This window comes from Pseudomonas laurentiana (assembly GCF_014648275.1).
Taxonomy (GTDB): domain Bacteria; phylum Pseudomonadota; class Gammaproteobacteria; order Pseudomonadales; family Pseudomonadaceae; genus Aquipseudomonas; species Aquipseudomonas laurentiana.
On sequence record NZ_BMQU01000008.1, the window covers coordinates 203,602 to 225,585 of the forward strand.

The 21,984-nt window shown below is 58.7% G+C and carries 26 protein-coding genes; 16 read left to right on the top strand and 10 right to left on the bottom strand.

Translation table 11 applies throughout. The features are described 5' to 3' along the window. Positions 1–116 precede the first annotated feature (116 nt). The 8 genes from IE038_RS10805 (at position 117) to alaC (ending at position 8,625) form a co-directional block, all read left to right on the top strand. Positions 117–623, top strand: coding sequence for a disulfide bond formation protein B (locus IE038_RS10805; protein ID WP_163934527.1), 507 nt, complete (start codon positions 117–119; stop codon positions 621–623). A gap of 560 nt (positions 624–1,183) precedes the next feature. Continuing rightward, positions 1,184–2,131 (top strand): ubiquinol oxidase subunit II, encoded by a 948-nt coding sequence (cyoA, locus tag IE038_RS10810; RefSeq protein ID WP_163934524.1) that lies wholly within the window; start codon positions 1,184–1,186, stop codon positions 2,129–2,131. Positions 2,132–2,134: 3 nt separating this feature from the next. Continuing rightward, positions 2,135–4,156, top strand: coding sequence for a cytochrome o ubiquinol oxidase subunit I (cyoB, locus tag IE038_RS10815; protein WP_189395601.1), 2,022 nt, complete (start codon positions 2,135–2,137; stop codon positions 4,154–4,156). Positions 4,157–4,159: 3 nt separating this feature from the next. Beyond that, positions 4,160–4,783 carry a cytochrome o ubiquinol oxidase subunit III gene (gene cyoC / locus IE038_RS10820; RefSeq protein WP_163934521.1) on the top strand — a complete coding sequence of 208 codons (624 nt, stop codon included), beginning with the start codon at positions 4,160–4,162 and terminating at the stop codon, positions 4,781–4,783. Beyond that, positions 4,784–5,113: a cytochrome o ubiquinol oxidase subunit IV gene (gene cyoD / locus IE038_RS10825; protein WP_163934518.1), complete on the top strand. Its 330-nt coding sequence runs from the start codon at positions 4,784–4,786 to the stop codon at positions 5,111–5,113. A 10-nt stretch (positions 5,114–5,123) separates the two neighbouring features. After that, positions 5,124–6,011, top strand: a complete 888-nt coding sequence (gene cyoE / locus IE038_RS10830; RefSeq protein WP_163934515.1) for a heme o synthase — start codon at positions 5,124–5,126, stop codon at positions 6,009–6,011. A gap of 127 nt (positions 6,012–6,138) precedes the next feature. Continuing rightward, positions 6,139–7,269, top strand: coding sequence for a hypothetical protein (locus IE038_RS10835; protein WP_163934512.1), 1,131 nt, complete (start codon positions 6,139–6,141; stop codon positions 7,267–7,269). A gap of 123 nt (positions 7,270–7,392) precedes the next feature. Next, entirely contained in the window at positions 7,393–8,625 is a 1,233-nt protein-coding gene (alaC, locus tag IE038_RS10840; RefSeq protein ID WP_163934537.1) for an alanine transaminase, read from the top strand. A 52-nt stretch (positions 8,626–8,677) separates the two neighbouring features. Here the strand turns inward: alaC and IE038_RS10845 are convergent, their stop codons facing one another. Beyond that, a complete protein-coding gene (locus tag IE038_RS10845) occupies positions 8,678–9,157 on the bottom strand; it encodes a GNAT family N-acetyltransferase (RefSeq protein ID WP_163934509.1) in 480 nt (159 codons plus the stop codon). Between the two features lie 142 nt (positions 9,158–9,299). Here IE038_RS10845 and IE038_RS10850 point away from each other — a divergent pair, with 142 nt between their 5' ends. Next, positions 9,300–9,677 carry a YkgJ family cysteine cluster protein gene (locus IE038_RS10850; protein ID WP_065758882.1) on the top strand — a complete coding sequence of 126 codons (378 nt, stop codon included), beginning with the start codon at positions 9,300–9,302 and terminating at the stop codon, positions 9,675–9,677. A gap of 99 nt (positions 9,678–9,776) precedes the next feature. Continuing rightward, a complete protein-coding gene (locus IE038_RS10855; protein WP_189395602.1) occupies positions 9,777–10,346 on the top strand; it encodes a hypothetical protein in 570 nt (189 codons plus the stop codon). On the opposite strand, the gene IE038_RS10860 is transcribed toward IE038_RS10855, so the two are convergent. Next, positions 10,319–10,798 carry a DMT family transporter gene (locus IE038_RS10860; RefSeq protein WP_163934501.1) on the bottom strand — a complete coding sequence of 160 codons (480 nt, stop codon included), beginning with the start codon at positions 10,796–10,798 and terminating at the stop codon, positions 10,319–10,321. The two genes, IE038_RS10855 and IE038_RS10860, sit on opposite strands and share 28 nt — an antisense overlap. A gap of 99 nt (positions 10,799–10,897) precedes the next feature. Between IE038_RS10860 and IE038_RS10865 the strand changes: the two genes are divergently transcribed. From IE038_RS10865 to IE038_RS10875, 3 genes are all read left to right on the top strand, one after another. Then, a complete protein-coding gene (locus IE038_RS10865; protein ID WP_163934499.1) occupies positions 10,898–11,806 on the top strand; it encodes a LysR family transcriptional regulator in 909 nt (302 codons plus the stop codon). Between the two features lie 131 nt (positions 11,807–11,937). After that, positions 11,938–12,327: a lysozyme inhibitor LprI family protein gene (locus IE038_RS10870; RefSeq protein ID WP_189395603.1), complete on the top strand. Its 390-nt coding sequence runs from the start codon at positions 11,938–11,940 to the stop codon at positions 12,325–12,327. Positions 12,328–12,739: 412 nt separating this feature from the next. Next, a complete protein-coding gene (locus tag IE038_RS10875; RefSeq protein WP_189395604.1) occupies positions 12,740–15,316 on the top strand; it encodes a sensor domain-containing protein in 2,577 nt (858 codons plus the stop codon). A 15-nt stretch (positions 15,317–15,331) separates the two neighbouring features. Here IE038_RS10875 and IE038_RS10880 read toward each other — a convergent pair whose 3' ends face one another. The 3 genes from IE038_RS10880 to IE038_RS10890 all read right to left on the bottom strand — a co-directional run bounded on the left by IE038_RS10880 (position 15,332) and on the right by IE038_RS10890 (position 16,935). Continuing rightward, a complete protein-coding gene (locus IE038_RS10880) occupies positions 15,332–15,868 on the bottom strand; it encodes a sn-glycerol-3-phosphate transporter (RefSeq protein WP_229775650.1) in 537 nt (178 codons plus the stop codon). Positions 15,869–15,992: 124 nt separating this feature from the next. Next, positions 15,993–16,259, bottom strand: coding sequence for a hypothetical protein (locus IE038_RS10885; protein ID WP_163932934.1), 267 nt, complete (start codon positions 16,257–16,259; stop codon positions 15,993–15,995). A gap of 16 nt (positions 16,260–16,275) precedes the next feature. Next, on the bottom strand, positions 16,276–16,935 hold the full coding sequence (locus IE038_RS10890; RefSeq protein WP_189395605.1) for a M24 family metallopeptidase: 660 nt from the start codon (positions 16,933–16,935) through the stop codon (positions 16,276–16,278). 175 nt (positions 16,936–17,110) lie between these two features. On the opposite strand from IE038_RS10890, the gene IE038_RS10895 reads away from it, so the two are divergent. From IE038_RS10895 to IE038_RS10905, 3 genes are all read left to right on the top strand, one after another. Further along, positions 17,111–17,500 carry a hypothetical protein gene (locus tag IE038_RS10895; protein WP_163932938.1) on the top strand — a complete coding sequence of 130 codons (390 nt, stop codon included), beginning with the start codon at positions 17,111–17,113 and terminating at the stop codon, positions 17,498–17,500. 64 nt (positions 17,501–17,564) lie between these two features. Then, positions 17,565–18,053 carry a sterol desaturase family protein gene (locus IE038_RS10900; protein WP_163932940.1) on the top strand — a complete coding sequence of 163 codons (489 nt, stop codon included), beginning with the start codon at positions 17,565–17,567 and terminating at the stop codon, positions 18,051–18,053. A 163-nt stretch (positions 18,054–18,216) separates the two neighbouring features. Beyond that, complete coding sequence (locus IE038_RS10905; protein WP_163932962.1) at positions 18,217–18,486, top strand: metal-sensing transcriptional repressor; 270 nt, start codon at positions 18,217–18,219, stop codon at positions 18,484–18,486. Here the strand turns inward: IE038_RS10905 and IE038_RS10910 are convergent. The 5 genes from IE038_RS10910 to cydP form a co-directional block, all read right to left on the bottom strand. Further along, entirely contained in the window at positions 18,483–18,788 is a 306-nt protein-coding gene (locus tag IE038_RS10910) for a cyd operon YbgE family protein (RefSeq protein ID WP_189395606.1), read from the bottom strand. The genes IE038_RS10905 and IE038_RS10910 overlap by 4 nt on opposite strands. Then, entirely contained in the window at positions 18,778–18,894 is a 117-nt protein-coding gene (gene cydX, locus IE038_RS10915; RefSeq protein ID WP_163932967.1) for a cytochrome bd-I oxidase subunit CydX, read from the bottom strand. Before cydX ends, IE038_RS10910 begins: the two co-directional genes overlap by 11 nt. 74 nt (positions 18,895–18,968) lie before the next feature. Beyond that, complete coding sequence (gene cydB, locus IE038_RS10920; protein ID WP_189395607.1) at positions 18,969–20,108, bottom strand: cytochrome d ubiquinol oxidase subunit II; 1,140 nt, start codon at positions 20,106–20,108, stop codon at positions 18,969–18,971. 10 nt (positions 20,109–20,118) lie between these two features. Further along, positions 20,119–21,693, bottom strand: a complete 1,575-nt coding sequence (locus tag IE038_RS10925; RefSeq protein WP_163932970.1) for a cytochrome ubiquinol oxidase subunit I — start codon at positions 21,691–21,693, stop codon at positions 20,119–20,121. Continuing rightward, positions 21,690–21,899 (bottom strand): cytochrome oxidase putative small subunit CydP, encoded by a 210-nt coding sequence (cydP, locus tag IE038_RS10930; protein ID WP_065758868.1) that lies wholly within the window; start codon positions 21,897–21,899, stop codon positions 21,690–21,692. The genes IE038_RS10925 and cydP overlap by 4 nt, the downstream gene beginning before the upstream one ends. Positions 21,900–21,984 lie beyond the last annotated feature (85 nt).

Consider the following 21,984-nt stretch of genomic DNA (forward strand, 5'->3'; position numbering starts at 1 on the left):
CTTCATGGTGGGTGCGGGGCGCGAATTTGGCACGTTCAAAGGCCAGAGCCAGCGTGTAGACTTTCTCCTGGCGGTGGGTCGCCGGCGGAGTCACTTATCTATTAAAGGGAACAGTAATGAATGAGCACGTACAGCGCCTGAACCGAGAACGGCGCTTTCTGGTTCTGTTGGGGATAATCTGCCTGGCGTTGATTGGAGGCGCACTGTATATGCAGATCGTCCTTGGCGAGGCACCGTGCCCGCTGTGTATCCTGCAGCGCTACGCGTTGCTGCTGATCGCCCTGTTTGCCTTCATTGGTGCGGCCATGCCCGGCAAGCGCAGCCTGACGGTCTTCGAGGCACTGGTAGTGCTCAGTGCCATTGGCGGTATCGCCGCAGCGGGCAACCATGTCTATATTCTGGCCAACCCGGCCGTCAGTTGTGGCATCGATACGCTTCAACCGATCGTTGACGGGTTGCCGCTGGCATCGGTCCTGCCGCTGGTGTTCCAGGTCGATGGCTTTTGCTCGACGCCTTACCCGCCCGTGCTGGGGTTGTCGCTGGCGCAGTGGGCGTTGCTGGCCTTTACATTGACGGCTGTGCTGGTGCCGCTGGGCATCTACCGCAACCGTCGTCGGCCTTAGACAAAAGTCACGCGTCGGGCAAGCTCGCTGCGACAGCAAGTAGGCCTGAAATGTCGCAGCAACATTGATCTGGATCAAGTCGCAGCCCTTTTAGCACGGGCCTTTCAGGTGTGTCGGAAGGGGTGCGACAAACTGTCGCGAAATTGATTTTGCAAGATTTATTGTTGCAGATTCTGTAAAGGACTGTTGCTCAATAAGTCATAGTCAATGCCAGGTTACATATCTACAATCGCCCCCAATTTCCGTTCGGCACCGCTTGCGAGTCGCAGGATTAAAGGAGCTCAGGCTCTTTTCGCTGACTCTGTCGAGCATCGCCTGCGGCGATGCCGGGCTGACCCCCCTCCGTGATTTCCCGCACCAAATGGACTTGGTCTGAAGACAGGCCCGTTGCCTACGAAGTCAAAATAAAAACCATCGTTATATAAGGTTTTGCTGAGTCGCCACAGCGGTCGTTCATGCATAACCCTATTCGATCCCGTAAATGCTAACGCTTGGCAGGACGAAGTGTTGGCGACCAAAACACACATTGCATTGAAGCAAGCTGCTCTAGAGGTCGTGAAATGAGTAAAAAGCGTTACCCCAGACTGTTTGGCATTCTGCCCTTTTTAGGCATGCTTTTTCTCAGTGGGTGCAACTGGACCCTGCTCGACCCGAAGGGGCAGGTCGGCATTGAGCAAAAGAACCTTATCCTGATCGCTACCGGCCTGATGCTGTTGGTGGTGATTCCGGTCATCCTGATGACCATCGCGTTCGCCTGGAAGTATCGTGCTTCCAACAAGGCAGCCAACTACACGCCTGACTGGTCGCACTCGACCAAGATCGAAGTGGCGGTCTGGACCATCCCGGTACTGATCATCATTGCGCTGGGCTATGTCACCTACAAGACGACCCACTCGCTGGATCCGTATCGTCCTCTGGATTCGGACGTGAAGCCGGTGCAGATCGACGTGGTCGCGCTGGACTGGAAATGGCTGTTCATCTACCCGGAACAAGGCATTGCCACGGTCAACAAGATCGTCTTCCCGGCCAATACCCCGGTTAACTTCCGCGTGACCTCCGATGCGGTGATGAACTCGTTCTTCATCCCGGGTCTGGGTGGCCAGATCTACGCCATGGCCGGTATGACCACCAAACTGCACCTGATCGCCAACGAGAAGGGTGAGTTCGACGGTATCTCCGCCAACTACAGCGGCGCGGGTTTCACCGGTATGAAGTTCAAGGCAATTGCCACCTCTCAGGCTGATTTCGACGCCTGGGTAAACGAAGTCAAGCAGTCGCCTAAGCAGCTGGAAGCAGCTGAGTACGAGGCTCTGGCCAAACCAAGCGAAAACAATCCGGTTGCGCTGTACGGCGCTGCACCGGCTGACTTCTTCCAGACCATCGTCGACAAGTACGAAGGCATGAAACGTGGCAAGCCTGTGCACCACGAGAAGGAAGCCAGCAAGGAAGTAGCCGCTGTGCAAGAGGTGGACACGAGTATGCATTCAGCTGCTGGGGCAGAGGAGTAAGAGATGTTCGGTAAACTAAGTCTGGATGCGATACCGTATCACGAGCCGATAGTCATGGTGACCATTGCCATGATCGCGCTCGGCGGTATCGCGCTGATCGGTGCTATCACCTATTTCCGCAAGTGGACCTACCTGTGGACTGAGTGGCTGACTTCGGTCGACCACAAGAAAATCGGGGTGATGTACATCATCGTCGCGATGGTCATGCTTCTGCGCGGCTTTGCCGATGCCATCATGATGCGTACCCAGTTGGCCATGGCCACTGGTGGCGGCGAGGGCTACCTGCCGCCCGAACACTATGACCAGATCTTCACCGCTCACGGTGTGATCATGATCATCTTCATGGCCATGCCATTCTTCACCGGCTTGATGAACATTGTTCTGCCGCTGCAGATCGGTGCCCGTGACGTGGCCTTCCCGTTCCTGAACTCCCTGAGCTTCTGGCTGCTGGTGTCCGGCGTTGCGCTGGTCAACATCTCCCTGGGCGTTGGTGAATTCGCCAAGACCGGTTGGGTTGCCTATCCGCCGCTGGCCGGGATTCAGTACAGCCCTGGCGTCGGTGTGGACTACTACATCTGGGCGCTACAGATATCCGGGTTGGGGACAACGCTAACGGGTGTCAACTTCCTCGCCACCGTGCTGAAAATGCGCGCGCCTGGCATGAAGCTGATGGACATGCCGATCTTCACCTGGACCTGCACCTGGGCCAACATCCTGATCGTGGCATCGTTCCCGATCCTGACGGCTACCCTTGCGCTGCTGACTGTTGACCGTTATCTGGACTTCCACATTTTCACCAACGAGCTTGGTGGGAACCCGATGATGTACGTCAACCTGTTCTGGGCGTGGGGTCACCCTGAGGTGTACATCCTGATCCTGCCGGCGTTCGGCGTGTTCTCGGAAGTCATTTCGACCTTCACCGGCAAGCGTCTGTTCGGCCACAAGTCGATGATCTACGCCAGTGGCGCGATCTCGGTACTGGGCTTCGGCGTTTGGCTGCACCACTTCTTCACCATGGGTTCGGGCGCTAGCGTCAACACCTTCTTCGGTCTGGCGACGATGCTGATTTCGATCCCGACCGGTGTGAAACTGTTCAACTGGCTGTTCACCATCTACCAGGGCCGTCTGCGCTTCACCGCGCCAGTATGCTGGACCCTGGGCTTCATGATCACCTTCTCCATCGGTGGTATGACGGGTGTTCTGCTGGCGGTTCCAGGTGCTGACTTCGTTCTGCACAACAGCCTGTTCGTTATTGCTCACTTCCACAACGTGATCATCGGTGGCGCGGTATTCGGCTACATCGCCGGTTTCGCCTTCTGGTTCCCGAAAGCCTTCGGTTTCACCCTGAACGAGAAGTGGGGCAAAGCAGCCTTCTGGTTCTGGATCTCCGGTTTCTACGTGGCCTTCATGCCGCTGTACGCACTGGGCTTCATGGGTATGACCCGTCGTCTGAACAGCTCGACCAACCCTGCCTGGGAACCGTACCTGTACGTTGCGGTGATCGGTGCGGTGCTGATCCTGTTCGGTATCGCTTGCCAGCTGATCCAGCTGTACGTTTCGATCCGTGATCGCAAGCAGAACATGGACGTCACCGGTGACCCGTGGAACGCCCATACCCTGGAGTGGTCGACCTCGTCGCCGCCACCGTTCTACAACTTCGCCACCCTGCCAGTTAATGCCGGCCTGGATGCATTCACCGAAGCCAAGCGTGATGGTTCTGCGTACAAGGCACCTGCCAAGTACAGCGCGATCCACATGCCGAACAACACCGCCACTGGCGTGTGGATGGGTGCTCTGATCACTGTGTTCGGTTTCGCCATGATCTGGCACATCTGGTGGCTGGTTGTCGCCAGCCTGGTTGGCACCATTGCTGTCTTCGTTGCTCACGCTGCACGTGACGACCAGGGCTACATGGTTCCAGCAGAGGAAGTCGCCCGCATCGAGGGTGAGCGTTTGAAGGCCATGGGCCTGGCAACCGGCTCCCCAGTGCATGGCGCACGTGTCGAATCGTTTGAACGGGTTTAATCAATGTCCAGTCATGTATTGAATGCTGATGCTGCTCATGGTCACGACCATGGGCACGAAGAACACCACGACTCGGGCCCGATGACCGTATTCGGTTTCTGGCTCTACCTGATGACCGACTGCATCCTGTTTGCGTCGATCTTCGCGGCCTTCGGGGTACTGTCGAATAACTTCGCCGGTGGTCCGTCGGGTCATGACATCTTCGAACTGAACTACGTACTGGGTGAAACCGCGCTGCTGCTGTTCTCCAGTATCACCTTCGGTTTCGCCATGCTGGCGATGTACAAGGGCAACAAGAACGGTGTACTGGCCTGGTTGGCCATCACCTTCCTGTTGGGCCTTGGCTTCATCGTGATGGAAGTCAACGAGTTCCATCTGCTGGTCTCTGAGGGCTTCGGTCCTCAGCGCAGCGGCTTCCTCTCGGGCTTCTTCGCACTGGTGGGTACTCACGGTCTGCACGTGACCGGCGGCCTGATCTGGATGGCTGTAATGATGTACCAGATCAACAAGAAGGGTATCACTGCAACCAACAAGACCCGCATGAGCTGCCTGAGCCTGTTCTGGCACTTCCTGGACGTGGTCTGGATCTGCGTGTTCACCGTTGTCTACCTGCTGGGGGTTCTGTAAATGGCTAACGCTCACCATAGTCACGACGCCAGCCACGGCAGCTACAAGTCGTATGCGATCGGTTTCATCCTGTCGGTCATCCTGACGGTCATTCCATTTGGTCTGGTGATGTACCCAAGCCTGCCAAAAGACATGACCATCCTGATCGTGGTGGCCTTCGCAGTGATCCAGGTGGTCGTCCATCTGTTTTACTTCCTGCATCTGGACAGCTCGCGCGAGCAGCGCTGGAACGTCAGTGCCTTCCTGTTCACGGGGCTGGTTATCGTGCTTCTGGTCGGTCTGTCCCTGTGGATCATGTTCAACATCCACACCAGCATGATGGCGAAGTGAGGTAGACAGCATGTCCTTTAAGCACTTTATCCAAATCACCAAACCGGGGATCATTTTCGGTAACGTGCTTTCTGTGGCAGGCGGTTTCTTCCTTGCCGCGCAAGGGCATGTCGACTTCGCACTGTTCCTGGCGACGGTTATTGGTACTTCGTTGGTGGTGGCGTCCGGTTGCGTGTTCAACAACTGCATCGACCGTGACATCGACCTGAAGATGGAGCGCACCAAGAACCGCGCCATGGTGCAGGGCCTGATCTCGCTGAAGCTCGCGCTGGTCTATGCCACCCTGCTTGGGGTGGCCGGTTTTGGCCTGCTGTATGTGAAGGCCAATCCGCTGGCGGCGCTGTTTGCCCTGATCGGCTTCATCATCTACGTTGGTTTCTACAGCCTGTACCTGAAGCGTAAATCGGTGCACGGCACCCTGGTTGGCAGCCTGTCGGGTGCCATGCCTCCGGTGATCGGTTACTGCGCCGTGAGCAACAGCTTCGACCTGGCTGCACTGACCCTGCTGGTGATGTTCAGCTTGTGGCAGATGCCGCATTCCTATGCGATCGCGATCTTCCGCTTCAACGACTACCTCGCCGCGTCGATTCCGGTTCTGCCGGTAAAACGCGGGATCGGTGTCGCCAAGAAGCACATCCTGCTGTACATCGTGGCGTTCCTGCTCGCCACCCTGATGCTCACCGTCGGCGGCTACGCTGGCATGAGCTACATGGCGGTCGCAGCGGCCATGGGCATGTACTGGTTGTACATGGCCTGGACCGGCTACAAGGCAGTGGATGATCGTCTCTGGGCACGCAAGCTGTTCGTGTTCTCGATCTTCACCATCACCGCCTTGAGCGTGATGATGTCGCTGGACACCAAGGTGCCGACCGAGTTGTTGCTGACTTACGCGCACTGACAGTCGCCTGCTTCATGAAAAACCCCGGCTCAATGCCGGGTTTTTTTTTGGGGAGGCGTTTCCGTATGCCTGCTGTTTCGCGCGGTTGTTAGCGTACTGCCATCTTCAATCAGATCGAGTTGGCAGTATGAGTATTTTGACAGTGTATTTTTGTGGTACCGGTTCCCATCGCTTTGACGACCTTCACCCCAACTTCTGGGATGGCGAGTTGGTGTCGACACTAGCGTCCAACACTCAGGGCAGGGAGTTTGCCGACTGGATCATTATTGATGGCCCGGGAAGTGGCAACCTGCAGGCGGATGAACTGTTTGTCGAAAACAAGGCGTATGGCATGACAGGCACCTTGTTCGGCAAAGGCTGGGATGAAAACGTCGGCCATGCACTGCAGATCATCAAAGGCCGCTGCGACTGGCAGCGCCAGGACTTGACCGAGCAGGAGTACAACCAACTGAAGGCCGCCGGTGTTCCGATCAAGGACCTTGAAGCCACGGGGTCCTGGCTCTGGCGCCGTTACAGCTACGGCAAGCGCGAGGTCACGCCGCAGAAGTTGCAGGAACAGATCATCAAGACCTTCCGCAAGGACGGCATCCTGCCTACCCAGGTGAACATGGTCGGCTGGAGCCGGGGTGGTATCAGTTGCCATATGCTGGCCAACGCCATGGCCAAGGACGCGGAGCTCAAACACATCCCGGTGAATATCTTTGCGATCGACCCGGTACCTGGCGTGCTCAACTTCCAGGATAACCGGGTAAAACTGGCCGCGAACGTGAAGGAATATGTAGCGTTCTACGCCCGCGACGAACGCTCCAAAGGCTTCGCCTGTGTCATTCCGCAGACCGCCAGCAGCACCCGTACATGCGTGTACCCGATGCCGGGCCGACACGCCACGTTGGTGGGCAATGCCGCTGCCGACGGTGCCTCGGGGGACAAGGCGCTGGCCGAGCCGGGGTTGATCGTGCGGCATTTCGCGGAAACCTGCCTGACCCGTTGGGGCACCTCGTTGAGCAAGCGTCTGCAGTTGAGTGAAGGGCAGTTGAAGGTGCATCACAAGGCCTTGAACGACCAGGACCCGCGCTATCAGGCCATGCGCAAGCACTCTTATACCCTGATCACCGAATCGGATAAAAACGAGCGAGCGGTAAGCCTGGGCAGTAACGGGGTGCCGTTTTCCTCGGTCCAGGGTAGCCAGCTGAGCCCGAAGTCAGGCTTGGCTACGCCACTGGAATGGCATGACGGCGCGTACAAAGACATTGGTTAAGCCGTAAAATTTTCAGCGGCAGCTATGGACAGCGGTGACCTTGGCGCACTATCGTTTGCCTTGGTCACCGCAGTGGCCAACGTCGCTCGGACGGTTCCGGGCGCTTACGTCTTCGAGGAAGCCATGGCTGACCAAGGTTCGCCGCGCCGCTTTGCGCGCATTGATCGTCTCCCCCCTTACGTCTTCAACATCACCGCCGAACTCAAGATGGCAGCACGCCGTCGTGGCGAGGACATCATCGACCTGAGCATGGGCAACCCCGATGGGGCTACGCCGCCGCACATCGTCGAGAAACTGGTGCAGGTTGCCCAGCGTGAAGACACCCACGGCTACTCGACATCCCGCGGCATTCCACGCCTGCGCCGCGCTATCTCGCGCTGGTACAAAGAGCGCTACGAGGTCGACATCGACCCGGAAAGCGAAGCCATCGTGACCATTGGCTCCAAGGAAGGCCTGGCACACCTGATGCTCGCGACGCTCGACCATGGCGACACGGTGTTGGTGCCCAACCCCAGTTACCCGATTCATATCTACGGTGCCGTGATCGCGGGTGCTCAAGTGCGTTCGGTGCCACTGGTGCCGGGTGTGGACTTCTTCAATGAGCTGGAGCGGGCGATTCGCGAGTCGATCCCCAAGCCGAAGATGATGATTCTCGGCTTCCCGTCCAACCCGACCGCACAGTGTGTAGAACTGGACTTCTTCGAGCGCGTGGTGGCACTGGCCAAGCAGTACGACGTGCTGGTGGTTCATGACCTAGCCTACGCCGACATCGTCTACGACGGCTGGAAAGCCCCGTCGATCATGCAGGTACCGGGCGCCAAGGACATTGCGGTGGAGTTCTTCACCCTGTCCAAGAGCTACAACATGGCGGGCTGGCGCATTGGTTTCATGGTCGGCAATCCAGAGCTGGTCAACGCACTGGCGCGGATCAAGAGCTACCACGACTACGGCACCTTCACCCCGCTGCAGGTTGCGGCGATTGCAGCCCTGGAAGGCGACCAGACGTGTGTGCATGACATTGCCGAGCAGTACCGGCAACGGCGCAACGTGCTGGTCAAAGGCCTGCACGAAATTGGCTGGATGGTTGAAAACCCCAAGGCCTCGATGTACGTCTGGGCGAAAATTCCAGAGCCGTATGCACACCTGGGCTCGCTGGAGTTCGCCAAGAAGATGCTGGCCGAGGCCAAGGTCTGCGTGTCACCAGGCATCGGGTTTGGTGACTACGGTGACGACCACGTGCGCTTCGCCCTGATCGAAAACCAGGACCGTATCCGCCAGGCACTGCGTGGTATTCGTCAGATGTTCCGTGCAGACGGCCTGGAACTGCCGAAAGCGACCAAGCCCACCCGCGATTAAGGTCACCGGCAGCCTGCTCCCAAACATGTCGGGGCAGGCTTGCCAGTGATGTTCAAGCCCTCTGCAGGCGCATCTGTACCAACGCCACCCGTTCACCGCGGTGATTGCGGCGTTCTTCGACCCCATAGGGTACAAAGCCTAACTGCGGGTACAGCAACAACCCTGCCGTGTTCTGGTTGAAGCAGGACAATTCCACGTCCTTGGCCTGGTAGTGCTCCCGCGCCATCGCGATCATTTTTTCGATCAGGTAACGGGCTACACCCTGGCCCCGGGCTGCCGGGTCGACGATGACGTTGCCAATCGAGCAGCGCCCACCCCGTTCCCATTCATAGAAGTTGGCGAAGCCGACAACCCGCCCGTCCAGTTCGACCACCGTCGAATCGGCTCGCTGATCGATGGACGCTTGCAATTGTGCCGGGGTCAGCGGAAACGAGGCTTTCGGGAACATGAAGTAGAGTTCTTCAGGGCCTTGCGGGAAGGTGCAGAGCAGGGCGAGATCGGCAGCGACAACAGGGCGGTGAGTCAACGACATCAAAGGCCTCCTTGGCCGGGCAGCGACAGTCTGTCGGGAACGCGAATTTAATGTTTGCGCCCACTGTTCAAATACCGGGCGAAGCATAGAATATCGCTCGGGTTTCTCCTTATAACGATATTCCTCCCCCCTGTCCCCCATCATGTCCGAAAACAATCCTTGTTTGAATTGCGGTGCCTGCTGCGCGTATTTCCGTGTGTCTTTTTTCTGGGGTGAATGCAGTTCGGCTGGCGGGCTGGTGCCCGACGAGTTGGTCGAGCAGATCAGCCCAAGCCGCGTTGCCATGCTCGGTACAGGCTGTAAGCCTAGCCGTTGCATTGGTCTTGAGGGTGAAGTGGGCAAGGCTGTCAGTTGCTCCCTGTATGAGCAGCGCTCAACGCCGTGCCGTGAGTTCGACGCGGCCTGGGTCAATGGTCAGCCCAATCCGTCCTGCGACAAGGCCCGGGCTGCCCATGGGCTTCCACCGTTGGAGGCCAACGAACCAAGTTGGCCGGATGACGACGGGGCTTCAGCTGCCTGAACTGTCAGGGTTTTGCCCCTGGCAGAGCAAAAGTACAAGCGTCGAGCGGCGTGATCGCTTAGGGTGGCGCACTTTTGAAACGGTCAAATGGATATGACGGTGCGCCCAAGTTACCTCACGATCAGCTTGATGCTGTTCCTTTGCAGCCTGTTTTTCGATGCCCTTGAACTGAACACGGGCAGTGCATTCTCGGCGATGCACCTGCTGATTGCCGGTTGGTGGGGCGTGATTTTCGAGCTCTATGGCTGGTTCGCCAACCCGCTGTTTGGCCTGGCGTTGCTGTTTCGACGGCGCTGGCCATGGTTGGCATTGGTGATTGCCTTGGCGGCTTGGGGGCTGGCGTTTTCCTGCTTGTGGATAAGCCGGGTGCCGGACAACCACAGTTATGATTTCGCCCGCGTGGCCGGTTTTGGTTGGGGCTACTACCTGTGGTTTGCGGCGCTGACAGTGTTTGCCGCAGGGCAGGGCTGGCATTGTTGGCAGCGCCGCCAGGGTATCGAAATACCACGTTGGCGCATGCTGGACTGGCTGCTCCTGATTGCGCTGAATGCCACGGTGTTATGGGCCAGTGGCAACCTGGGGCCGCTGCATCAGGTGAAGGTCGAGCGCCAAACGGTGGCTGACGAGGCCGATGTGCTGCCTCAGCGGCTGGCCGAGGTGCCCCATTGAACCGCCACCATGCCGGCCACGATCAGGCCCACCCCGAACACCCGCAACCCGCTGACTGGTTTGATTGGTAACCCCATCAAGCCCCATTGATCAATGGCCAGTGACGACAGCACCTGGCCGGCGATTACGCAGACGATAAATCCAGCCGCGCCCAGGCGTGGCGTCAGGATCAGAGCCGCGGTGATATAGGCCACACCGGCGACGCCGCCTAACCATGCCCACCAGGGCGCTTGTGCTGCCGCCGACAGTTGCGGGGATGGCACGCGCATCAGTAGCAAAGCAGGCAGCACCATCAGCACGCTCACTGCCAGCGACACCAGCGTCGCCCACAACGGATGCCCGAGCAGGCCCCCCAACGTGGCATTGCTGCCCGCCTGAAAGGGCACGGCAGCGCCCGCCAGCAGGGCGATGGCCAGTGGTACAACGATGGCGGCAGAGAGTGGCGGGCTCATGTTGCATATCCTTCAGGCAATGAACAACGGACTTGGCGCAGTCTTGAATATCCATTTCAATAATGGAAATTCGAATTTCTGAAAGAGACTATTCGCCTGATGGATGATTTGCGCCGCATTGATCTGAACCTGTTGCTGACCTTGCACGCGTTGCTGGTTGAACAGCATGTCTCTCGTGCCGCCGTGCGTTTGCACCGCAGCCAACCGGCGGTCAGCCATGCGTTGGCGCAGTTGCGCGAACTGTTTACCGACCCGCTGCTGGTGCGCCAGGGCGGTCGCCTGCAGCTCACCGCTCGGGCACGTGAACTGATGCCACCGCTACAGGATGCCCTGTCCCAGCTCGATGCCTTGCTGGTCAGCCCAGGCTTCGACCCGGCTCGCGCACGCCGTAGTTTTCGCCTGGCGATGTCGGATTACGGCGGGCGTGTGCTGTTGCCGAGGTTGATGGCGCGGTTGCGTGATGAGGCACCCGCGGTTGATCTGGTGGTCACCCAAGCCAGTCGCGAGGCGATGCTCAGCCACGTGATCGATGGTGAAGTCGACCTTGCACTGGGCGTGTTTCCGACCCCGGCGCAGGAGCTGAGCACGTCGACCCTGTTCGAAGACACCTTCGTGTGCGTTGCCGACCGTGAGCACCTCCCGCCTGGGGACGTATTGAGCTTGAGTGACTGGCTGGCCCGCCCGCATGTGTTAGTCGCGATGCGCCCAGGGGCGGACAATGAGATTGATCAGGCTTTGGCGGCACTCGGCGAAAAGCGCCGCGTTGCGTTGGCTCTTCCGCACTGGGGCGTGGCCCAGAGTGTCATCGCCGGCACTGACCTGATTCTTACCGTTGCCCGGCGCAGCCTGCCCCGTGACACGCTTGACCCGAGGTTACACGCCTTTGAACCGCCACTGGCGATCAAAGCCTTTGAATTTCAGCAGGCCTGGCATGAGCGCCGCGAAGGCGACGTGGCCCATCGCTGGTTACGGACCTGCGTGGCCGACGTTTGTCGAGCCGCGTATTAACGGGATTTTCCCCGACGCAAACGATCCCTGGCGTTCCCTGCACGGAGGGCAATGCTTCCCATTGTCTTGGCGCTGCCTGGCCTGCATGCTGTGTCTTTATTGCTCTGCTGACGTTCCCAAGGACCTAGAACATGAAGAAAACGACCCTTTGCGCCGCGCTATTGTGGTGTGCAACGACGCAAGCGGTGCTGGCGAAAGACGGCTACTCGGCAGCCTACAGCCAATGCATGGATGCCGCCGGCGGCGTCACTTCCAGCATGAATGAATGCAACGGTGCCGAGATCAAGCGCCAGGACGCTCGCTTGAACCAAGGCTATAAAGCCGCCATGGCCGGCCTGGAACCTGCCCAGCAAGGTAAACTGCGTGATGCCCAGCGTGCGTGGATCAAGTACCGCGATACCAACTGCGCCATGTACTACACCCTCACCGGTGGCACCATCGACGTGCTCAATGGTGCGGCATGTACCCTGAGCATGACCAAGGCACGGGCGGATGAATTGGCCGCGTTGCTAGGGCCGTAATGGTGCTTAATTCACGCAGATGATGGGTGTTGCGTACATCAAATGATCTGCAAACAGTCATATATGTTCCAAGGTATAGTTACAGGCCTTGGAACATACTCAGGCACGCATTAGTTATGCCTGTTTATGACAGTACAGAGTGTCTTGACTGAATCGTTTAATGCCCTGTATCAGTGCGAAGTTTATGGTGTGCCGTACCTGTGCAGCACGTCCAGTGCAGGGTTGAACGATTCTCACAAGCAGCGTTTGAACAGCGGCTTGGCAGTGCTACTTATTGACTTTGATAAGGGGCAAAAGGATGATGGCAATATGATGGTGTGTTTGAGTTTGTTTTAATTCGGTACACCACGCTTATCCCGATGGGTAGCGGACGGATCAAGTATTTAGTTGCTCTATGGAAAGAAGGTCAGCCATGTCCCTGTTGTCGAGCGAATCCTTGCACCCGACGTCGGAACATAAGGCGCTGCTGAGCATCCTTGATGACTCGCTGGCGATTGCCGAGTTTTCACCCGACGGCACCCTGCTGTCTGCCAACGGCCTCTACCAGAAACTGTTCGGCTATTCATCTGCGCAACTCAGCGGCTTGCACCATCGAGTGTTGTACGCCAGCAGCATGAGCGATGCCTCGGCGTGCGATCGGCTATGGGGCAGCCTCAAGAACGGGCAGGCCATAAGCGGCCAGTACCCCTACATGAGGGCCGACGGTCGCCTGCTATGGTTGGCCGCAACCTATAAAGCGGTCTTCGCGGCGGACGGCCGGGTGGACAAAGTGGTGACGTTCGCGACAGATGTCACCGCCCGCGTCGAGCAAGAGCGCCTTGAGCACGAGCATACGCGGCTGATCTCGCTGTTTGCCGAGCACTCGCACAACGCGCTGGTGCTGGCGGACCACAAGGGCTGCGTGCTGTTTGTGAATGACGCGGTCTACCGGTTGTTTGGCTACACCTCGCAGGAGTTGCTCGGCAAGCCGCTCATGCAACTGTTCAACAGTCTGCAGGCCCAGAGCACGCCCTTGAGCGAGGTGCTTGAGCACCTGGACACGGGGAACTCCTACCGCAGTGAAGAACTGCTCTACAGCAAGAGCAGGCAGCCATTGCTGTGCGCCCTGCGGGTCAACCCGATTGTTGATGAGCACGGGGCGTTCAGTCATGTCGTCTGCGTGGTCAACGACCTCACCGATGCCAAGATCCATGAAGTCCTTCAGCGCAAGGCGCTGGAGTCGATGGCGGGTGAGGCGCCGCTGGCCGAAGTGATGACGCTGATCTGCAACGAAGTCGAGCGTATCGCACCTGAGGTGGTCGCCTCGATTCTGCGTGTCGATGAGCACTGCGCGCTACGTCCGCTGGCCAGCCCGAGCCTGCCGCAGAGCTTTGCGCGCGCGCTGGACGGTGTGGTGATTGGCCCGGACGTCGGCTCCTGCGGCACGGCTGCCTTTATTGGCTCGCCGGTGCACGTGCGTGATATTGAGAACGACCCGCTCTGGGCACCCTATAAACACCTGCCCCTGCCTTTGGGATTACGCGCCTGCTGGTCGACACCCATCAAAACCAGTGCAGGCCAGGTGATTGGCACCTTCGCCTTCTATTACCGAGAAGTACGCGACCCCAGCGAGTTTCACAAACGGCTGGTGCAAATCTGCACACATTTGTGCGCATTGGCCCTGGAGCGCGAGAGCGCACGTCTGAAGATCCGCCAGTTGGCCTTCTACGATAGCCTGACCGGGTTGCCCAACCGTAATCTGCTGCTGGCCAATGCCGACCAGGCGATTGCCAGTGCCGAGCGTAACCAGCAGTCGTTGGCTGTCCTGTTCATCGACCTTGATCGCTTCAAACAGGTCAATGACTCCTTCGGCCATCCGGCGGGCGATGACCTGCTGTGCCTGATCGCCGAGCGCTTGCGCAGTGAAGCCTGGAGTAGCGAGATTATCGGGCGTTGGTCAGGCGATGAGTTTGTCATCGTGCTCAACCCCTGTACCGCGGCCCAGGCTGTCGGCACCGTAGAACGCCTGCAGGCATTGATTTCCATGCCCTGTGATATCGGAGGCATCACCCTGATGCCGTCCGCCAGCATCGGCATCAGCCAGTACCCGGATGACGGGCATGACATGGAAACCCTGCTGCATTGTGCCGACCTTGCCATGTACCAGGCGAAAACCCGAGGGCGTGGGCGTTTCAGTTTCTTCAGCAACGACATGAATCAGCTTGCCCAGGAACGCTTGACCCTCGAAATCGCGCTGCGCAATGCCTTGCAGAAACAGCACCTGCAACTGCACTACCAGCCATTGGTGAATCTTAAGACGGGCGCCTTGTTAGGGGTTGAGGCGCTGGCTCGCTGGCATGACCCGGTCTTTGGCCATGTATCGCCGACCCGCTTTATTCCGTTGGCTGAAGAGTCCGGCCTGATTGGCGTGCTAAGCGATTGGGCGCTCACGCAGAGCTGTCGGCAGCTGGCCCAATGGCGCAGCGAGGGCCTGGCGGTGCCGGGAGTATCGGTGAACCTGTCGGCGACCAACTTCCATAACCGCGACCTGCCACGGCAGATCATCGACACGCTCACGCAATACGCGCTAGAGCCCCATGACCTGACCCTGGAAATTACCGAAAGCGTCATGCTCGATCCCAACCCGAGCATCATGCTCAACCTGCACGAATTGCATACGTTGGGTATTGAGTTGGCGATGGACGATTTTGGTACTGGTTATTCCAGCTTGAGCTACTTGCGACGCATTCCGTTGAGCACCCTCAAACTGGACAAAAGCTTCGTGCATGACATGGAACACGATGCTGCCGCTCAGGCCCTGACCCGCGCAGTGATCCGCATTGGCGAGAGCCTGAACCTCACGGTAGTGGCGGAGGGCGTGGAGAACGAAGCCCAGCGAGCGCTGCTTCAGGCCCAGGGGTGCGAAGTGGGACAGGGCTACCTGTTCACCCGGCCGTTGTCCCCGGAACAGTTGGCCGAATGGTTGAAAAGCACCGCCTGTGGTGTGTGAGCGGGCGGGTTGCGCTCAGAAACGGTAGCCAACGTTGATCATCATCGCCGCCGTACCGAGCAGCACCACTTCGGCGCCGACGGGCCCAAAATGCGCGCCAACTGAAGGGACGATTGCCGGAGCAATCCCCAGGTGGTTCAACGGTATCTTGTCCTGATAGTCGTCCTTGTAACCGTAGATCAACCCTCCAGTGAGCTTGGCGTACACCGGCCAGGTGTCGTTTTCCCAGGTTTTACCCACGTAGCCGTAGTACGAACGCTGATAGAACGAGTTGCGAAACGTTGTGATCCCCCACAGTGTGGCGTCCGCGTAGTTACGCTCCAGACCAATCAGTTCCTGGTTGTTGTTGTGTTCAGGGTCGTAGCTCCAGTGTTTGGTATAGGCACTGGTCTGCAGGTACCAGAAGTCTTTTTTTTCCGCTGCAATACCAGGGCTGCATACGGCAAGTGCCAGCAGCGGTACGCCCAGCCGTCGGGCATAACGAGACGCGGGTTTCAGGCGATGAGGGCAGGGCAAGGCAGGCTCGGGGAGGGAAGAGGTAACTGGAGTCATCGCTGTTCCTTGCGCATGGAGCCCATCTGGGACAAAGCAGCGCGGTTGTTGATCGCCGACCAAGGAGCGTCGCACTTCACTCTAGCGCGACCGCTTGATTACGCCAGTTCAGGGCGTTTGGCGATCACTTGTGCCGCAGCAGTTCATGACGCCGTTTCTCCAGGTTGAGGTTCTGTTTCGCCAGTTCTTCTGCCTGATCGATCAGCCGTCTTTCACCGTACGCGATGACGGCCTCTTTGGAGGGGTACAAGTCGTCAATGTGGTAATTGCGACCGGATTCGGTGCAATCGTACGCACTGCCGATGTAGCCCCTGGCGACCAACTCGATCTCCAGGGGCTGAAAGCTGCGTGTCAGCAGCCAGGCTTTATAAGGGTAGGTTCTCTCGCTCATACCGGTGTTCTGCGTGTCAGGCCAGCAGGTCCTCATAAAATGCCCCATAGGGCTTGCCAGGGTGCGCAATCTGGATCTCAAGGATCCACAGACCGGCATTCGGGCAGCGTTCGAAATCCCCCAGATCACCGCCCCGGTAGATCGCGTGGGGGAAATCGCTGACGCGATGGCCCTTGATATTCAGGTTCAAGCGCCAGCCCATGGCCTCGGCTTGCTCCTCGGCGTAGCGGTAGAGTGCTTGCCCCGCGACGCGTTCATTGGCCCAACGCTGCTGGACCGTGTCGAACAGCGTTTTGGCGGCAGCGGCGCAGGCCGCCATTTCCTTATCGGTACCGGTGGTGAAGGTCGCCCCGGCATCGCCCTCGTGCCCGCACCACACTGCGCCCATGTCGATGAAGAAAATATCGTCTTCACCGAGCAGTGGATCGCCTTCGGAGCGCTCCTTGAACATCTTCAGGGTGTTGCTGCCGAAGCGCACCAACAGCGGGTGCCAGATACGTTGCATCTCCAGCTCGGCGAGTACCTGTTTGCCCAGTGCAATAGCTTCGGACTCGCGCATGCCGGGACGAATCAGGGTCGATAGCCGGTCGACTGCACGCCAGGTCATGGCTTGTGCGTACTTCATGGAGTCGATGTCGTAGACCTCGCCTACGGCTTCCTTGGCTAGTGCGTTCATGCAGTGCTTCCTTGGCAGTGTGGGGTGTACCGTTATATTAATATCTATATAGCGGTGGGTGCGATGGCTTTTTTGCTGCGTCGTCGAAGTGTATATGCCCCTGATGCAAATCAAGCGCATGTTGGCGTGTTGGCCTAGAGTGAAACAACGACCTCCACCCGTAAGGTGTTTGAAAATGAGCCGATCACTTCCCGTTGTTGGTTTGGCATTGTTACTGGTCAGTTGTGGCGTTGGCGCACAGACGCCACCTGACACCGACCAACAGTGGCAGCAGCACATGACGGAAATGCGTGAAATGCACGAACGCTGGATGGCCAGCAAAACCCCGGAAGAGCGTCAGGCAATAATGAAGGCTCACCAGCAGGCCATGGGTAGCGGCATGTCCGAAATGGGCGGTTGCATGGGGGGAGGCAAGATGATGGGGGGCATGAATCAAGGTTCGATGATGAACCAGGGCCCCATGATGAACCTGGATTCGGTCGAAAAGGTCGACAAAGCCATCGCGCACATGGAACAGATGATCGAGCAGTTGCGCAAGCATCGGGAAATGCTATCTAAACCGTGAGCCTAGACCGTCGGCCAGTGTTCACATACCCTGACGCCGACGTTTTTCGAGCCACCTGTTTCCTATGATTGCCCACCTCGCGATATTCCTTTGCACCCTGACGGCCATGGAAGGTGTCGGCTACCTGGCGCACAAGTACGTCATGCATGGTTGGGGCTGGTTTTTGCACCGGTCCCACCATGAAAAACACTTGGGTGCCCTGGAAACCAACGACGTTTACCTGCTGGCCCTCGCACTGGTGGCCGTCGGCCTGATCGCAGAGGGCAATGCCGGCCACGACCCGCTGCAGTGGATCGGTGCCGGCGTGGCAGCGTTTGGCGTGATCTACATCGTCATTCATGACGGCATCGTGCATCGCCACTGGCCCGTGCGGCCGCGGCCACGGCATCCGTACCTGAAGCGGCTGTACCATGCCCACCTGATGCACCACGCGGTAAAAGGCCGGCAAAACAGCGTGTCGTTTGGCTTTCTCTATGCGCCGCCAGTGCGGCGTTTAAAGCAGCAACTGCGTCAGATGCGCCGCAGCGGCGAAGGGCAGATACCGAACCGTTGACCTGAGACCGGGTTTCGTTTGCTGGTTACGGTAAAGTCGCCTGTGCACAGTGGCAGGCTGGAAACGTGCCTCACCACCCATAGTGTTTTTCGCAGGAGAAAACCTGAAGGGTTGCTCAGGGAGAGCAGCGTATCGACCTTATGGCGTATTGCAGAGTTCAGACATGATAAAACAAGAAGAATCAAAGAGCAGGGATGCCATCCTCAAGCGGCTGGCCCGTGTCGAGGGGCAGGTTCGCGGTATTCAGGCAATGATCACCCGTGGTGATGAGTGTGAGGCCGTTGCCCAGCAGTTCAGTGCGGCACGCAAGGCCCTCGACAAGGCCTATCAGGAAATGTTGGTGTGCCTGGTGGAGGACGCGATCCTGAGCCCTGAACAGAGCAATCAGGAAAAACTCGCCCAGGTTCGCGCCATCTTTACCAAGTACACCTAAGCCATGCCTTGAACGCGGGCTTGCCAGAGGATGGCATAGCCCAGCCCCATCAGCAGCCATCCCAGCAAAGGATGGAAGACACTGCGCCACAACCGGCTTTGCGGGTCAAAGCCCACTCCATGAATGAAGCCGCTGGAAATACCCAGCATGCTCAGCATGATCAGCCGATGACTGTAGTGGCCATCGGCGTCCAGCATCACCGCCGGGTGGATCAGGAAGATCAATGACAGGGGCGTCGCCAGCAGTAGCGACACAGCGCGGGTGTAACCGCGCTGCAGCCATGGACGGGGCTTACTGGTCACCCCTCACCTCTTCATCAAGGTTCTGGTGGGTTTCCAGCCACAGGGCGTTGATGATGCCGAAGCTGCAGGCCAACAGTACGCCGAGTATCCAGGTGAAATACCACATGATGTTCTCCTTGCCGCGTTGGGCGGCGGGTGTGCTGATCGGCGCAAGGCAAGCCTGCACCGATCAGGCTCAGATCAATACAGCCCGTGAGGGTTGGCTTCGATGGTCTTGTTGGTCAGGCGTCCCCACATGCGGGTGTAGCACCACAGCGTGTAACCCAGGATCAGCGGCACGAAAATGCATGCCACGATCAGCAGGATGCCGAGGGTCTTCTGGCTGGAGACCGCGTCCCATACTGTCAGGCTTGAGGCGGCATCGAGGCTCGATGGAAACACGAACGGGAACAGCGCAAAGCCCGCGGTACAGATCGTGCCGACAATCGCCAGGCTGCTGCCGAGGAAGGCCACGCCCGCACGGTTCAGTTGGGCACCGAGCAGGGCCAGCAATGCGCCGACAAAACCCAGCACGGGTGCGATGACGGTCAGTGGGTAGTGGCTGTAGTTGGCCAGCCAGCCAGCGTTGCCCACCGCGACCTGTTTGCTCAGCGGGTTGATTGCGCCACCGGTATTGATCCCGTCGGCCAGGGTCAGCCCAGGGATCGAGGCCACCAGCCAGGCGCCCGCACCGGCAAAGGCCGTCAAGTACACCAGTGCGCACAAGCGGGTCGCCACACGGGAGCGTGCATGCAGATCGGCATCGGTACGCAGCATCAGCCAGGCCCCGCCGTGCATGCTCAGCATGCTCAAACTCACCACGCCGGCGAGCAGGGCGAACGGGTGCAGCAAACCGAAGAACGAGCCTTCGTAGCTGGAGCGCATCAGCTCGTCAAGGCGGAACGGCAGGCCCAAAAACAGGTTGCCAAAGGCTACGCCAAACAGCAGGGCCGGTACGGCACCGCCGGTGAACAGGGCCCAGTCCCAGGCGTTGCGCCACTTCTGGTTTTCCAGCTTGCTGCGGTAGTCAAAACCCACCGGCCGGCAGAACAGGGCAAACAGCACCAGCAGCATGGCCCAGTACAACCCGGAAAACGCCACGGCATAGACCATCGGCCACGCCGCGAACAGCGCGCCGCCCGCAGTGATGAACCACACCTGATTGCCATCCCAGTGCGGGGCAATGGTATTGATCGCCACTCGCCGTTCATTATCGGTTTTACCCACGAACGGCATGAGCGCCATGGCCCCCATGTCAAAACCGTCGGTCAGGGCGAAGCCGATCAGCAGCACGCCGATCAACACCCACCACACCAGCTTCAGTGTTTCGTAATCAAACATGATCTGCTCCTCAAGCCTTGACGGTGTGCGCGACAGCGTCACGCTCGAAGTGATAGCGCCCGGTGTGCAGGCTGGACGGGCCAAGGCGGGCAAACTTGATCATCAGGTACATCTCGATCACCAGCAGCAGGCTGTAGAAGGCGATCAGTGCCAACAGCGAACCCATCACATCACCCGCCGACAGCGACGAGGTCGAAAGGTGAACCGGCAGCACTTCGGCAATCGACCACGGCTGACGACCGTGCTCGGCGACCACCCAACCGGTCTGGGCGGCAATCCATGGCAGTGGCAGGCTGCACACCGCGAACCTGAGCAACCAAGGCTTGTTCTCGGCATTACGCTTGATCGACGCCCAGGCAGCCAGCACGAACAGCACCAGCATCAGGAAACCGGAGGCCACCATGGCGCGGAAGCTCCAGAACATGGTGAAGACGTCCGGAATGGTGTCCAGCGAGGCTTGCTTGATGTGCGCTTCGCTGGCGTCGACCACGCTCGGGGTGTACTTCTTCAGCAGCAGGCCGTAGCCGAGGTCTTTTTTCACCTCATTGAACGCGGCGATGTTGGCCTCGCTCTTGTCGCCATGACGCAGCTTCTCCAGCAGGCCATAGGCGATCATGCCGTTACGAATGCGCACTTCATGGTGAGCGATCAGGTCCTTGATACCCATGACCTGCTTGTCCACCGAGCGCGTTGCGATGATGCCCATCACATACGGGATCTTCACCGCATAGTCGGTACGTTGCTGCTCCTGGTTCGGCAGACCAAACAGGGTGAACGCGGCGGGCGCCGGTTCGGTTTCCCATTCGGCTTCAATCGCCGCCAGCTTGGTCGTTTGTACGTCACCAATCTCGTAGCCGGATTCATCACCCAGCAGGATCACCGAAATGGTCGAGGCCAGGCCGAACACCGCGGCAATCGCAAACGAACGACGGGCAAACGCCAGGTCGCGTTTCTTCAGCAGGTAGTAGCTGGAGATCGCCAGCACAAACACGGCACCCGTCACGTAACCGGCAGAGACGGTGTGAACGAACTTCACCTGCGCGACCGGGTTGAACAGCAGCGCGCCGAAATTGGTCAGCTCCATGCGCATGGTTTCAAAGTTGAACTCGGCACCCACCGGGTTCTGCATCCAGCCGTTGGCGATCAGGATCCACAGCGCCGACATGTTCGAGCCAATCGCCACCAGCCAGGTCACCGCCAAGTGCTGCACGCGGCTCAGGCGGTCCCAGCCAAAGAAGAACAGGCCGATGAAAGTCGACTCAAGAAAGAACGCCATCATCCCTTCAATGGCCAGCGGCGCACCAAAGATGTCGCCCACGTAGTGGCTGTAGTAGGCCCAGTTGGTGCCGAACTGGAACTCCATCGTCAGCCCGGTGGTTACCCCCAGGGCAAAGTTGATCCCGAACAACTTGCCCCAGAACTTGACCATGTCCTTGTACACCTGCTTGCCGGTCATCACATAGACCGACTCCATGATGGCCAGCAGAAACGCCAGCCCCAGGGTCAAGGGCACAAACAAAAAGTGGTACATCGCGGTGACTGCAAATTGCAGGCGCGACAGATCGACTACGGATTCCGAGATCATCTCGGTTTCTCCTCGGTGAGTTGCGAAGGGGGTGGCGTGCCGAATAGGTGGGCGTCGAAGCGCGCACTGCCGTTTACCGGCACCGTTGGTTCACTGAACCAGATGGCTTTTATGCTGAAGAGGATGACCAGCTTGACCACGAGGATGATGCCGATTTCCCGTACCAGCGGGATTCGCCATGGGGACTTGGGGGCATCGTTGGGCACGCTGTGACTCCGAGGTCGATCAGGCGGGCATTGCGACGACGGTCATGGGGTAAACCTGGCGCCATCCAGCAACGTCTGCTGAGGA